The 13,846-nt window shown below is 50.4% G+C and carries 14 protein-coding genes; 7 read left to right on the top strand and 7 right to left on the bottom strand.

Going from position 1 to position 13,846, the window contains the following annotated elements; all coding sequences use genetic code 11:
• Positions 1-120: 120 nt before the first annotated feature.
• Positions 121-981, top strand: coding sequence for an Rpn family recombination-promoting nuclease/putative transposase (locus ABE504_RS29725; RefSeq protein WP_430095925.1), 861 nt, complete (start codon positions 121-123; stop codon positions 979-981).
• 194 nt (positions 982-1,175) lie between these two features.
• On the top strand, positions 1,176-2,132 hold the full coding sequence (locus ABE504_RS29720; protein WP_430095923.1) for a 3'-5' exoribonuclease YhaM family protein: 957 nt from the start codon (positions 1,176-1,178) through the stop codon (positions 2,130-2,132).
• Positions 2,133-2,246: 114 nt separating this feature from the next.
• Here the strand turns inward: ABE504_RS29720 and ABE504_RS29715 are convergent, their stop codons facing one another.
• The 3 genes from ABE504_RS29715 to ABE504_RS29705 all read right to left on the bottom strand — a co-directional run bounded on the left by ABE504_RS29715 (position 2,247) and on the right by ABE504_RS29705 (position 4,486).
• On the bottom strand, positions 2,247-2,939 hold the full coding sequence (locus tag ABE504_RS29715) for an LrgB family protein (protein WP_430095920.1): 693 nt from the start codon (positions 2,937-2,939) through the stop codon (positions 2,247-2,249).
• Positions 2,936-3,346 carry a CidA/LrgA family protein gene (locus ABE504_RS29710; protein WP_430095917.1) on the bottom strand — a complete coding sequence of 137 codons (411 nt, stop codon included), beginning with the start codon at positions 3,344-3,346 and terminating at the stop codon, positions 2,936-2,938. Before ABE504_RS29710 ends, ABE504_RS29715 begins: the two co-directional genes overlap by 4 nt.
• A 219-nt stretch (positions 3,347-3,565) precedes the next feature.
• Positions 3,566-4,486 (bottom strand): helix-turn-helix domain-containing protein, encoded by a 921-nt coding sequence (locus ABE504_RS29705; protein WP_430095914.1) that lies wholly within the window; start codon positions 4,484-4,486, stop codon positions 3,566-3,568.
• Between the two features lie 177 nt (positions 4,487-4,663).
• Between ABE504_RS29705 and ABE504_RS29700 the strand changes: the two genes are divergently transcribed.
• Positions 4,664-5,659, top strand: a complete 996-nt coding sequence (locus tag ABE504_RS29700) for a hydroxyacid dehydrogenase (protein ID WP_430095911.1) — start codon at positions 4,664-4,666, stop codon at positions 5,657-5,659.
• A gap of 16 nt (positions 5,660-5,675) precedes the next feature.
• On the top strand, positions 5,676-6,491 hold the full coding sequence (locus ABE504_RS29695) for a sugar phosphate isomerase/epimerase family protein (RefSeq protein WP_430095908.1): 816 nt from the start codon (positions 5,676-5,678) through the stop codon (positions 6,489-6,491).
• A gap of 31 nt (positions 6,492-6,522) precedes the next feature.
• On the opposite strand, the gene ABE504_RS29690 is transcribed toward ABE504_RS29695, so the two are convergent.
• Positions 6,523-7,383, bottom strand: a complete 861-nt coding sequence (locus ABE504_RS29690) for a helix-turn-helix domain-containing protein (RefSeq protein ID WP_430095905.1) — start codon at positions 7,381-7,383, stop codon at positions 6,523-6,525.
• 128 nt (positions 7,384-7,511) lie between these two features.
• On the opposite strand from ABE504_RS29690, the gene ABE504_RS29685 reads away from it, so the two are divergent.
• Positions 7,512-8,708: a Gfo/Idh/MocA family protein gene (locus ABE504_RS29685; RefSeq protein WP_430095902.1), complete on the top strand. Its 1,197-nt coding sequence runs from the start codon at positions 7,512-7,514 to the stop codon at positions 8,706-8,708.
• Positions 8,709-8,724: 16 nt separating this feature from the next.
• On the top strand, positions 8,725-9,552 hold the full coding sequence (locus tag ABE504_RS29680) for a sugar phosphate isomerase/epimerase family protein (RefSeq protein ID WP_430095900.1): 828 nt from the start codon (positions 8,725-8,727) through the stop codon (positions 9,550-9,552).
• A gap of 86 nt (positions 9,553-9,638) precedes the next feature.
• On the opposite strand, the gene ABE504_RS29675 is transcribed toward ABE504_RS29680, so the two are convergent.
• The 3 genes from ABE504_RS29675 to ABE504_RS29665 all read right to left on the bottom strand — a co-directional run bounded on the left by ABE504_RS29675 (position 9,639) and on the right by ABE504_RS29665 (position 12,199).
• Positions 9,639-10,604 carry a choice-of-anchor Q domain-containing protein gene (locus ABE504_RS29675; protein ID WP_430095897.1) on the bottom strand — a complete coding sequence of 322 codons (966 nt, stop codon included), beginning with the start codon at positions 10,602-10,604 and terminating at the stop codon, positions 9,639-9,641.
• A complete protein-coding gene (locus ABE504_RS29670; protein WP_430095894.1) occupies positions 10,543-11,481 on the bottom strand; it encodes a right-handed parallel beta-helix repeat-containing protein in 939 nt (312 codons plus the stop codon). Before ABE504_RS29670 ends, ABE504_RS29675 begins: the two co-directional genes overlap by 62 nt.
• A 256-nt stretch (positions 11,482-11,737) precedes the next feature.
• Positions 11,738-12,199, bottom strand: a complete 462-nt coding sequence (locus ABE504_RS29665; protein WP_430095891.1) for an Lrp/AsnC family transcriptional regulator — start codon at positions 12,197-12,199, stop codon at positions 11,738-11,740.
• Positions 12,200-12,430: 231 nt separating this feature from the next.
• On the opposite strand from ABE504_RS29665, the gene ABE504_RS29660 reads away from it, so the two are divergent.
• Positions 12,431-13,825 (top strand): amidohydrolase family protein, encoded by a 1,395-nt coding sequence (locus tag ABE504_RS29660; protein WP_430095889.1) that lies wholly within the window; start codon positions 12,431-12,433, stop codon positions 13,823-13,825.
• Positions 13,826-13,846: the final 21 nt, after the last annotated feature.

The raw sequence follows: 13,846 nt of genomic DNA, 5'->3' as shown, positions 1-13,846 counted from the left end.
TAGTTGCACCCCTTCTCCTTGGGAGAGGGGGTGTTTGCTTATGTTGTTATTTTGTTTACTATACATGCAATCTACAAAAGCTCCATGATATAATAAAGTCAGATGAGGAGCTGATTGTTGATGAAAGATTTGCTCGACCCGAAGATAGATTTTGTCTTTAAACGCATATTCGGAAGCGAAGATAATACAGACTTGCTGCTGGCATTTCTCAATCGCACTTTTCAAGAATCAGGCGAACCGCCGCTAACTGAAATTGTCCTCATGAATCCCTATACCGATAAAGATTCTCCCCAAGATAAGCAGTCCATCTTTGATATTCAGGCCAAGACGACGGAAGGCGAACTGATCAACATTGAAATGCAGTTGTTTAACCGATATGACAACGAGAAGCGAACCTTGTATTATTGGAGTAAGCAATATGCCAGCCAGCTGGAAGAGGGACAATCTTATAAAATTTTAAAGAAATGTGTTACGATTAATATTCTTAACTTTTCCATACTTCCCAATGATCAATATCATAACGTATTTCATTTAAGAGAAGATCGTAGTCATATTTCTTTGATTGATGACATTGAAATTCATTTTCTTGAATTGTCAAAACTAGACAAACAACAGATAACCACATCCGGAGGATTGTTAAATTGGTTACTTTTTCTAAAAAGTGACAATACAGATAACTGGGAGGTGCTGAAGATGCAGGAACCAGAACTGGAAAAAGCAATGACAGTGCTTGAATTCCTTAGTCAAGATAAAGAGGCGCGCCGACGTTATGAAATGAGGCAAAAAGCTTTGCATGACGAAGCGTCGTTGCGAGAGGGTGCGAGAGAAGAAGGTCAGCGAGAAGGAGAGTTGCAAGGGAAACTAAAAGGCAAACTTGAAGTGGCATCAAACATGTTGGCAAAAGGCATGAACATCGAAACAGTCTCCGAGTTCACCGGTATTTCAATCGAGGAATTAAAGAAATTAGCGCAATCTCACTAGGACACAAGCTGCCAAAGACATCCCTAGCGGCTTTTTTTTTGCTTCCCCCCAAGGCCAGCCCCCCGGGCATGTTTCTTGGATTCAAGTACCCATGCAGCAAATTTGTCTTCTATAACGAGGTATTTCGGGAGTATGTGGTGTGATTGCAGCAAGACGTAGTATAATGTTCCTATTGAATGGTGGAGGAACTTTAAATGACGTTAATTAAACAGTTGCAAGCCCCCGATGAGTTTGTCGGGTTCTATCTCATCAAGGAATTGGAAATTAAGCAAACCAACACGACGCCGGCCAAAGATTTTCTGGACATTGTCCTCTGTGACGCCAGCGGCCAAATTCCCGCTAAGCTGTGGGATGCGAGCATTACCGACAAAGAAACATTTTTTCCGATGACGCTGGTCAAAGTACAGGGATTAGTACAATTGTACCGCGAACGGCTCCAAGTCAAAATTGCAAAAATCCGCAAAGCGACGCCCGAAGATGACGTGAAGCTGACCGATTTTATTCGCTCGGCGCCGATTTCGCCGTATGACTTAATCCAGACGATTCATCGCGTGCTGGACAGCATCGAGAACCCGACGATCCGCAATATCGTCTCGTTCTGCGTCGTGAAGGTTGGCGATAAGCTGGAGCACTCCCCGGCGGCCAAATCGCACCATCACGCCTACTACGCGGGACTTGCCTATCATATCGTAAGGATGCTGGAAATCGGCGAGTTTATTTGCGGGCAGCGGCCGTTTTTGAATCCGGATTTGATCAAAGCGGGCATCATTCTTCATGACATTGCGAAGCCGGATGAGATGGTCGCCCAGCTTGGCATCGTCTCGGATTACAGCGTGCAGGGCAAGCTGCTCGGGCACATCTCCATGGTATCGAGCTGGATTACCGAAGCCGCTATCTATCACGGCATCGACCTGCAGTCGGATGTCGTCATCGGCCTTCAGCACATCGTGCTGTCCCACCACAACCTGCCGGAGTGGGGAAGCCCAGTGCTGCCGCAGCTGCCGGAGGCCGTCGCGCTCCATTACATCGACTCAATGGACGCGAAGCTGCAAATGGTCGAGGACGCGCTGCTGACGACACCGGAATCCGAGCCGTGGACGCCGATGATACGCGGGCTTGAGAATAAAGCGGTGTACCGCTTGAAGCTGTAGTCTGGAAAAACCGAAAAACCAGCCTTAGTGTCCGTTAGGACGCGGGGGGCTGGTTTTTTGTTGGGCGGAGATAAGCCCATTTGGCGTGCTTATTGTCGAGAATTCGGCGGTTGGCTACCCCAACCACAAGTAAATCGGAATAAACAAAATCGACGTAATAATTCCCGCCGCACCCATCGCGAAGCCGCTCATGCTGCCTTCCGTCTCGGAATCCTTGAGCAGCCGGGCGGTGCCGATGCCGTGCGCGGCTGTGCCGACCGCGATGCCGATGGAGAGGGCGTCGCCGCATCCCATCGCCAGCAGCAGGCGCCGGCCGATCATACTGCCCCAGAGGCCGGTCAGCACCGTGAGCACGGCGGTCAGCTCCGGCAAGCCGCCGAGATGGCGCGAGATTTCCAGCGCGATCGGCGAGGAGACTGACTTCGGCAGCAAGCTGAGCAAAATCTCGCGGCTGCCGCCGAGCAGCCCGACGAGGGCGGCGCTGCACAAGATGCTCGTCAGGGACCCGAGGGTCACCGAGACGAGGATCGCACCCAAATTTCGCTTAATCAAAGCGAAATGCTTATACAGCGGCACGCCGAGCGCCACGGTGGCCGGTCCGAGCAGCAGCGTCAGCACGTCGCCGCCGACTTTGTAGGCGGAATAAGGAATGCGAAAGCTGAGCAGCACGACGATGATGAAGCAGGCGCAGACAAAAAGCGGATGCAAAAACCGCCACCGCCGATGAATCGCCTGCGCCGCCGTATAGGCGGCCACGCTCAGCGCGAGGCCGAACATCGGGTTCGTGAGCCAGGTGGCGGTGCTCATGACATCCCTCCGTCCACTGTCCGCGCCTGCTCATTACGCAGGCCGCGCTTGCTGCCAGCGCCAGCATCCGTACCCGCACCGCGCTGCAGCTTCGACGTCACGAAGCCTGTGACGATCAGCACAAGCACGGTGCTGCCGATGACGCCGGCGCCGATGGACAGCCAATTTTTCCCGATCAGCGGGAAGAACGCCATCGTGCCGACGACAAAGGGCAGGAAGAAAAGCATCATATGCCCGGTGAACCAGTTCGCCGTCTGTTCCACCCATTCGAGCTTAATCAGTTTCGTAAACAGTCCGATGGTAAATAAGATGAGTCCAATCACGTTCCCCGGCAGCGGAATATGCAAGCTCATTTGCAGCCCGATGCCGGCCAAATTAAAAGCTAGTAAAATCGCGAGTCCCAGCATGTGCTCTCCTTTGTAGGGTAAGCGGCTCCCCAAGCTATCTGTCAGTCACTCTATTGTAGCGCACTTTGCGACGTCGCGGGGATCCTAATCTTCCCGCCGCAGAGGCAGGGAGGGCCGTGTAAGTCGACGGCGAGGTCCTTACGCCCTGTCACTGCCCTTACGCCCTGTCACTGTCCTTACGCTCTGTCACCGTCCTGGCGGTACTCAGTCGTGGGCATCTCAATGAGCATGTTTCCGATAAGCGGAAGGCGTAAGGCCGGTATGCTTTTTAAACACCTCGATAAAATGGCTGGCGTTATTAAAGCCGCATTGCAAATAAATGTCGGTAATGGGCATATCGGTCGTTTTCAAAAGCTCTTGTGCTTTGTTCACCCGAAGGGCATTCAAATAATAGGTGAAGTTCTGGCCAGTCATTGCTTTAAAAATACTGCTGAAATAGGCGGGAGACATATAAGCTTTCTCCGCCACTTGGACAAGCTCAAGCTCCTCGGCAAAGTGCGTTTCCATATACGTAATCGCGCCAAGCAAAGAATGTTTTTTACTTTGAAAGAGGCGATGTTCTTCTTTGCCATGGATGGCATGATGAAATTCTCTGCCGGCTACAATAAGCAGCTTCAGCAACTCGGCGCGGACCGCCAGTTGATGCATTGGTTGTTGAAGCTCCAGCTCCTTCTGCATGGTCGCAATCATCTGCTCAACCTGCTGCTGGGAATCTTGCTGCAAATTCAGCTTGGGGAGCACATGTTCGGCGGAATTCAGCAAGGGGTGCAGATAAGCAAAGTCAACGATACCTTCCAGATCGGCAGAGTACGTCAATTGTTCTTGCAGGAAGCTGGGGAGGAAGTCAATCTGAGCTAAGTGAATGTCGTGACCTTCGATTTTCTTTAAACGATGCGTCATATAAGGGGGAATGGAGAAAAAATCACCTTTGCATAGTACCGCTTGGCATTCGTTAATCGTATGCAGGCAGGTTCCTCGAATGACGTAGCAAATTTGGAAAAAATCGTGCGCATGCACATGCTCCGGCAAAGTATCGGCGTTTCGGAAGGTAAGGGTAAAAGGAAAAGGTGCCTTTAAAAAGTTGATATGTTTATAGATTTGAGTGAAGCCAACGTGATGTTCATTTGGGTTTGAAGACATAGAGGCCTCCGGCATGGTGATCTTATGTTCTTTATTATAAGCAATCAGCCTGAGAAAAGTCGAAATAAAGTAAACACGATAAAAAACCTGAAACGGTTCGTAAAAAAACGCAATTCATCGGCGCGATTCTCGACTACACTGAAGGAAGAAGCAATTTCAACTAAAGGAGATAGCCAGATGAATATATTGATTACGCTGCAGGCCGGGAAGCTTCGGGATCAGTTTTTCCCGCGCTCTATCATGGAACAGTTGGAACAAATGGGAACTGTGAAGGTAAACGAGTTCGGAAGAACGATGACGCAGGACGAGCTTGCGGAAAGCTTGCCGGGCATTGATATTTGCTTGACCCATAGTTGGCTGGGGTGTCCGGTGTTTGATGAAGAAGTGTTAAGACACGCGCCAAATCTTAAAATGATCGCGCACGTCTGCGCATCTGTAGGTCCATTTCTCACCGATGCGGTGTATGATCGGGGAATTCAAGTATGCAGTGCAAATAAAATCATGGCCCGTTATGTGGCCGAAGGAACGCTGGCCTATATGCTGTCTGCGCTGAGACGCATCCCCCAGCACGATGGAGCTATGAAAGAGGGACGCTGGCAGCCCTATGACAAGAGGAGTCTGTTTGGCAAGCGGATTTCCTTGATTGGCTTAGGGACGGTTGGCCGCTATTTGCTGGAGCTGCTGCAGCCTTTTGGAGTTTCGGTTCGGATTTTTGACCCGTATTTGACAGCGGAAGCTTTGCAGTCGTTTCCTCGTACAGAGTTGGTTGCTACGTTGGAGGAAGCTATGACGTGGGGGGACCTTCTTTCCATTCATGCTTCCAGAACGAAAGAAACGTACCATTTAATTAATCGGCACATGCTCAGCTTGATGAAGGATCAAGCGGTATTGATCAATACGGCGAGAGGGGCGCTCATTGATGAAAAAGCACTTACTGCCGAGCTCGCCAGCGGCCGAATTTTTGCCGTGCTGGATGTGTTTGAAGAGGAGCCGCTGCCCTTCAGCAGTGTGCTGAGAGCCATGGACAATGTCATTCTACAGCCGCATTGCGCAGGCGATCTGGACTATGCCGGGTACACGCAGGGAATGGTCGAGGAAATCCGTCGCTTTGTCGCGGGAGAGCCGCTACAGCAGGAAATCGCGCAAACGCAGTTTCAACGAATGACCGTTTGATTGTGGAGGTGTAGGGATGAAACTCAGTTATACGACGTTAGCGACACCGGGGTTCACGTATGCCCAGTCCATTGAAGCGGCGAGGCAATACGGCTATCAGGGGATTGATCTACGGATCTCGGGGCAACCTGGGGATATACCTCTAGGGGCATCGGACAAAGTGCTTGCGCAGATTAGGCGCCTACTGGAGCGAACGGGCATTCAAGCAAGCAGTCTGCTTGCTTACAATCCTGCCCCGAATGGAGAATTGACTTCCTGGCGCGAGCTTGAAGCGTATTTGCGGCAAGCGCTTGAATTGGCTAATGCTGTAGGGGCGCCGGCGATACGCGTGTTTTGCAAGCTGCCTGCCGATTCGTCGGAGGCGTGGTATCACGAACAAATGGCTAAATTGCTGCTTAGCGTGCTGGAGCAGGATCGTTCTGACGTCGCCATTCTCCTGCAAAACCACCGAAGCCATGCTACGGCTGGTCAATTAATGCGACTGTTGGACAGGATCTTCCATCCCCGAATGGGGATGATTTTTTCACCGGATCATTGTATGGAACGAGAAGAGGAGCTGTTTGATCAGTTAGAGCGCATTCTTCCCTACGTAAGACAACTGTATGTGGCAGATGTCCTTTCATGTGGTGGGCGTTTTCCCGATGTACTGCCAGGTCAGGGGCGGGTGCCTCTCAAGAAAATCATCCGCAGTTTTGCCGAGCATGGTTTTGATGGCTGGATAAGCTTTAAATGGGAGAAAATGCACAATCCGCTCTTGGAAGGGGCTGAGATTTCGCTGCCCTATTATGTTCAATTCGCGCGGAATGCGATTAACGATGGAGGGAGCATCTAGGTAATGCATAGATGATGCGCGTGAACATGCGCTATTTGCTCTCGTTCCAATTTGGATGCTTTTGTTTCGCGTAATGTTTGGGCAGAACGCCAACCTTCTTCTTAAACATGCGCAGAAAACTTGTATAATCGTTAAAGCCCGACCCCAAACAGGCCTCCGTCACCGTGGCGCCTTCCTTCAGCAGCTTCTTGGCAAGCGCGATGCGTTTGACCACGATGTATTCATGGATGGTGCTGCCAGTATACTTTTTAAATAGCCGGCTCAAGTGGAATTTGCTGATGAAAAACAATTTTTCCAGCCGTTCCAAGGATAATTCCTCGGCCAGATGCTGATCCAGAAAGGCGAGGATTGGCGTCAAGCGCACAGGCATGTCCAGGCCGGCTTCTTTGTCGTGATTGGCATCGTATAAACGCTGGACCTGCGCAATAATTTCGAGCATGCAGCCTAGCTTGACCAGGGCATCGCCTGGAAAAGGATGCTTTGTAACCTGATCAAGCGTATGAAAGCGTTGAAGTAAGGCGGCGGCTTCCGCTTCATTTAAGCTGATTTTATTTTTCTCGCCAAGCGGACGGTCATAGAAGCATCTCAGCGGCACCATCTGCTCGGTTTGGAACATGTCAAAGAGCGCAGGATCGAATTCAATGGTCACTCGCTCGTACATCGCTTCAGAGAGAATCGCTGGCTTGTGGATTTCGTGCTCATTGGTAATGATGAGGTCGCCATATTGCAGCGGGTACACGGTTTTCTCTACAAAATAATTCACATCTCCGCGAATTAAAAAGAAAATTTCACACCCTTTGTGCAGATGGAAATGCACATTAAAGGGTGGTTTTCGCGTTGCATGAAGAAAGTTTACGTGTTCATCCATATGGGAGAGGTAGTTCGAAATCATGTCGTATCGTCCTTTTCAAATGAGCAAGATAATCCACTTTTGGGGCAAATTCATCCATGATGTAGCTAATTCCAATGGTATAAGATGGAAGTAAGTTATTCAATATTTATTTGCAGGAGGGAACGATTGTGACTCTGCCAGTGGTAAAAATCGGTGTCGTTGGATTAGGCAATATTGGTCAACTCCATTTGAAGTACGTTAGTGAAATGGCGAATGTGGAGCTGGTCGGTGTGTGCGATGTAGATCAAGAAAGGGCGAACCGCTATGCGGAGATGTATAATGCCAAAGCGTACCCTAGTCCCAGTGAGCTGCTTGCTCATAGCGGTCTTGACGTTGTCATCATCGCTGTTCCACATTATGATCATCCTGCCATCGCCATTGAAGCGTTCGAACGCGGCATTCATGTGATGTGCGAAAAGCCGATTGCCGTGCACGTCAACGATGCGAATCGGATGATACAAGCCTATGAAGCAGCAAAACTCAACCATCCGGGCTTGCAGTTTGCCATTATGTTTCAAGAGAGAACGCTTCCTTTCTATGCGAAGCTGAAAGAAATCGTGGCGAGCGGTGAGCTCGGGCAATTAACCCGGGCAACGTGGATTCATACGAAGTGGTTCCGTTCGCAGGCTTACTATAACAGCGGTGGCTGGCGCGCAACCTGGGCAGGTGAGGGAGGCGGCATCTTGACCAATCAATGCCCGCATACGCTGGATATGTACCAGTGGTTATTCGGCCTGCCGTCGCTCATTTCCGGCCATGCCCATATTGGAAAATATCATGATATCGAGGTTGAGGATGAAGTAACGGCTTATTTGGAGCATGCCAATGGCATGGTTGGACATTTAATCGTCACGACGGCCGAGTTGCCGGGAACGAATCGCTTGGAAATTGTAGGCGATCTTGGAAAGCTGATTCTGGAGAACGGCAAATTGTTGCACTTCAAATACCCGCAACCCCTCCTGGCCTTCTCCAGAGAGACAGATCAGCACTTTGCGACGTGGACATTGGAGCCGGAGGAAGTTGACGTGGACACGACGATTCCAACAGGCCATGAGGTTGTAACCCGACGCTTAGTTGATCGCTTGCTTGGACAGGACGTGGAACTGATCGCGGAAGGTCCGGAAGGGCTCGGTGCCGTAACGCTGGCCAATGGCATTATGCTGTCCTCCTTCGAGAAGCGTCCTGTTGCGGTGCCGATCGACGGCGATGCGTATCAAGCTCATTTGGAAGAGAAAATACAAACGTCCACCTTCGTCAAACAAGTTCTAACGGCGCCTGTCGTCGTGAGCGATATGTCAGCCTCGTTTGGTTCCAATAACGGTTAGGGAGAGGAGTCACGCAATGTCCAAAGTAAAAATGACGTGTTTCGCCGATGAAATTTCACAAGATTTGGATGAACAATTGGATGTGCTTCAAGCGGAAGGCCTCTCCTACATCGAGGTTCGGAATGTCTGGGGCAAAAATGTGCTCGATTTGAATGAAGAGGAGCTCCAAACGATTCGTCAAATGCTGGACCAGCGTGGATTCGCGGTGTCCTCTATCGCATCGCCCGTCGGGAAGTATCCGATCGGTGATGATTTTGCCCCGCAGCTGGAGGCGATGCATCGTGCGGTTCGTGCTGCCAAGGCGCTGAATGCAGCCTATATTCGGGTCTTCTCTTATTTTGTAAAGGAGGACGAAGATCTGGATGCTGTCAGGGATGAAGTGCTGAGCAGGATGAAGCAGTTGCTGCGACTTGCTGAGGACAACGAATTAACGATGATTCTGGAAAACGACAATCAACTGTACGGCTCAAGCGATGATCGCTGCTTGGATATTTTGCAGCATTGTGCTTCGGACTCGCTGCGGTTAGCCTTTGATCCAGGCAACTTTGTTATCAACCATGTGAAGCCCGCGGATGAAGCGTTTCCCAAATTAAATGCCTATACCGCCTACATCCATGTTAAAGATGCGATTAATGAGCCAAGACAGTTCGTCCCTGCTGGTAAGGGGGAGGGGCAGATTGATCAATTACTTGTGCTGCTGCGTGCCCAAGGCTTCGCCGGTTTTCTTTCCGTCGAACCTCACTTGACCAAGTATTTGCCGTATTCCAGCGATCCCAAGCGCGTCGTAACAGCTATTCATGCGTTGAAAGATGCGCTGGCTCGGGCAGAGATGGTTTGGGAGTAAAACGATAACACTGGCAAGCAGGTTCGCATTGGAACGGAATGAAGAAGGACTTGAGCGGCACTACGCGCTTCAAGTCCTTTGGTATTTTATTGGGTGTAGAGGTTGATTTCGTTGATCGTCCACCAGGCCGTCTTGGCTGTGTTGATTTTGAACGTCACATAGCGCCCTGTACGAGTGACAAAGGATAGATCAATCGTGGGATTCGTATTATTCTTGAGCGATTTCATAGGGTAACCGATCTCCGTGATGTTGTTGGATACGAAAATATCTACACCGCTCGGGAAATTGACACCAGACGTGTCGGAGCCGAAGGAGACGCGGCCTACGAGCTGACTTTGACCTAAATCGAGGGTAAATGTCTGCCCTATCGCCATATTCGTACCCGAGGACCAATAGGATGTTGTGCTGCCGTCAATCGCATACGCCGGTACCAATGTGTTGCGGGTGGCAAAAGCGGAAGCGGTCCAGCCTGTGCGCGATAGCTGCGCGCTTGTCACGAATTCGAAGGCCCCGCGGTCGTAGCCTGTTCCTTGCGGACGTGCGTTCAACTGATTATCCGTCGCCTGGGCGAAGCTGGACGTGCCGCTGTCCCGTGCCGGAGAGTTCGAATCGAGTCGGAAATCATAGCCTGCCCGATTTTTAAAAAGCGGATTTACATATAGATTATGATTGGGTGTCGGTGCAGCCGCTCCATCAACCACGCCATTAAGCACGTTGTAATCATAGGCGACGTTGGTTGTGCTATTCATGCTAAACGCTTTGTTGGGAGTGGCTGCCCCATTCGGATAAGCGATATTATTGTAGTAGTTGATATGGGAGCCGCGTACTGCAAAAATTTCCGGATAGTTCTCCGAAGGCACTAAGCCATTATTGGACGTTGTATTGTTGATGAAATCCACATAGCTGCTGTCGACCTCGTGAATACCCGCTCCGCCGTTATTATAGGACAAATTATTGGCAACCAGCGTCTTTCCTTTATAGTTCGTCACCTCATTGGAGTCGATAATGATCCCGTTGCCATCGGACAGGAAGGGTGTAGAGGCCTTTTTCAATTTCTTTATCAGCCCAGCCAACCTCAGAGCGATTGTCATAGACCGTATTATTGCGGACATAGTTCTTATAAAAGGACGTATCGGTATTAGTATCCCAATTCGTCAGCTTAAGCAAACTGATCCCGCTTGTTGCAAAGAACGTTCGTTTGGACGTACCGTAGACAAGATTGTTCTCGATGGTTAAATAATCTCCGGACAGACCGGCGATGCCAGCCCCCGGCATATCGTGAATCTTGTTATTGCGTATGTTGATGTGTTGAGGGATCAGAGGAGGTGAGTTCGGATTCGATGGCACGGATGGGGCGGTCGTAATCTGAATGCCGTTCGTATTCGTCTTGGCATAGTCATTCCACGTGATGGTGCAGTTACTGGTGAAGTTGGGATTCTTTGCATTGATGGCCTGCGTTTTGTAAGCGTCGTGACTGGCTTGTGCTTGAGCCAACGTAATATTCGGCGTGTCGCCTGCAATTTCAAAACCTTCAATATTCACATACGCTGCACCATGAATGGAGATCGCATTCCAGGCGCCGTTCACAGGGCGCAAGAGAGGGGAATGCCCTGGATAAGCTTTAAATGTAATGTAGGCGGTAGGCGTGCCTGAATGTGAAATACTTAGCAGTGAACTGGACTGCCAATCGTAGTAAGTGCCATTCATGACATAAATTTTGTCCCCGGGACCCGAGAGGTCGGCTGCCCGCTGGATGGATTTGAAGGCAGTCTGCGTGCTGAGACCATCATACGAGTCATCCCCGGTGGATACGCTTACATAATACGTCACAGGTGTATCTGCCTGTGTGACATGGGGGACGAGCTGGCTGCCAATGACAGATGCGAAAATAACGCTGGTGAATAACAGTTTTCTCCTTAAATTAATCATCCTGATCCCTCCTCAATTATAGGCAAAACTTAAGCCTGCATCACATGTAGGGCTTCGCTTAAAAGCAGCTTTGCAGCACCTCCTTCATCCGGATTCAATTTCAAACAACAATAAAGAAAGCCCTTACATGTGTTAACTATACACACGCTTCGGACTTAACGACAAACTCAAATTTTTTGTACAAGAGAATCTGCAAGCTGCTATTTTTTTATGTATAAAAAGTGGAAGGAATGTGCCAAAAGTGGAGTCCCTCCCTCTACAACTCCAACCCCGTCCCCTGCTTAAATCGCTTGATGACCATCTGCGTATTTACACGCACAACGCCATCCAACTTGTAAATGTTCTGATACAAAAATTGCTCCAATTCAGCCTCGTCGCGCAGCAGGGCGTGCATATGCAGTGAACTCATGCCGGTCATCTGATAAATGCTGACCACATTCGGGTCTTCGGCGAGCGCGTTCCCGACGGCCTCCGCATGGCGAGGCTCGACTTCCACTTCGAAAAAAGCGCTCACCACCTTGCCCAGCTTCGTCGCATTCAACCGAATTGTGAAATTTTCGATAATGCCGTCCTCGATGAGGTTTTCAACGCGCTTCTGTATCGCAACCCGTGAAAGGTTCAGCATTTCACCGATTCTCGCATAGGAGATGCGGCTGTTCTCATGGAGTAGTTTGATGATCTCTTGATCGATCGGATCGAGATTGTGTAAATCTAACATAAATATCACTCCTTATGTCGACGTGATGATCGAAAACGTAATCGTTCATGTTCTTTATTTGATATATTGTTAATATAACATAGGTATAAAGCGAATGAAACGTAATTATTATCAAAAAATATATTAACGAATGTATTGACGTCCTGTTGACCATGAATTTATAATCGTGTTAAGTTACATGACATAATATTTGAAAACCAATTTTTTGTTAGTTTATATTACGTGAAAGAGGTGATCCCCATATCCACTAAACTCATTTACAACGGCACGGTTCTGACCATGAATGCCGCAGGAGAGATTTTCAAGCCCGGCTACGTCTACATCGAGCACGACACGATCCTTGAAGTCGGCGAGTGGACGGGGAGCGTTAGGAAAGAACGGTTGCTCCAAGAAGCTGGCAGCGCCTACGACGTCTCAGGCAAAGTCGTCATTCCCGGCATCGTTAACGGGCATACGCACCTTTTCCAGACGTTCATGCGCGGAGTTTCGGATCGCTCCCCACTCGCGCAGTGGCTGCGGGAAATTATTTGGCCGATGAGCTTGGCGATGGAGCCGGAAGATTTTTATCTGGCGGCGCTGATCGGGTGTATCGAGAATTTGAAGTCCGGCGCCACGTACATCATGGATCACCATTATATTCACACGTTCCCGGAAAATGACGCCAGCGTGCTGCAAGCCATGGTCGATTCGGGCATTCGCGGGCATTTGGCCCGGGGCTGCTCGGATTTGGCCGGTGAGATTCGCTTCCGTGAAACGGAGGAACAGATTTTCGACGCGACCGACCGACTGCTCGATGAGTGGGAGGGCGCTGCGCAGGGACGCATTCGCATTGCCCTCGGGCCGCTCAATCTGTACGGCTGCTCGCGGGGTTATCTGGAAAAGGCGGCGGTATTCAGCCGGGATCGCGGGCTGATCTCGCACGTTCACGTCGCGGAGACGAGCGAGCAGATCGAGAATACGATGGCGCGCTACGGCCGCCGCAATTTGGAGCTGCTGGACGATGTCGGTCTGCTCGGCGAGCAGACGCAGGTTGTGCATGGCGTTTGGCTCGATGACGGTGAACTGGAGTTGATCAGGGACAAAGGCGCTTCGGTCATGCACTGTCCCGTCTCGAATATGTACCTCGCTTCGGGCGTAGCGCGTGTGCCAGAAATGCTGCGCATGGGCATCAATGTCGCTCTGGGCACGGATGGCCCCGGCTCCAATAACTGCCAGGACAACCTGGAGGTGCTCAAATTCACGGCATGCCTGCACAAGGTGAATGAGCTGGACGCGACGCTGCTGCCGCCGATGGAGGTGCTCCGAATGGCGACGGTGAACGGCGCCAAAGCAGTCGGGCGCAGCCATGACCTTGGCACCCTGGAGCCGGGGAAAAAAGCCGACCTCGTGACTGTCGATATGATGAAGGCGCATATCAGCCCTGTTCACCGAGCGTCTTCGGCGCTCGTCTACAATGCAAACGGCAACGATGTCGATCTTGTGATCGTTGGCGGGCAAGTGGTTGTGGAACACGGCAAGAGCACGTGGATCGACGAGCAGGACGTTTTGCGCCAGGCGCAGATGCGTGTGGACGCGCTCCGCAGCAAGCTGGCGGGGGCATATCCGATTTTTGCTAACCACGATTAAAATAGCAGCACCAACTTTCAT

Origin of the sequence: Paenibacillus oryzisoli (genome assembly GCF_050467285.1) — a bacterium.
In the GTDB taxonomy this organism is placed as follows: domain Bacteria; phylum Bacillota; class Bacilli; order Paenibacillales; family NBRC-103111; genus Paenibacillus_E; species Paenibacillus_E oryzisoli_A.
Note: the sequence above shows the minus strand (reverse complement) of the source record. Positions and strands in the feature narration are given on the sequence as shown.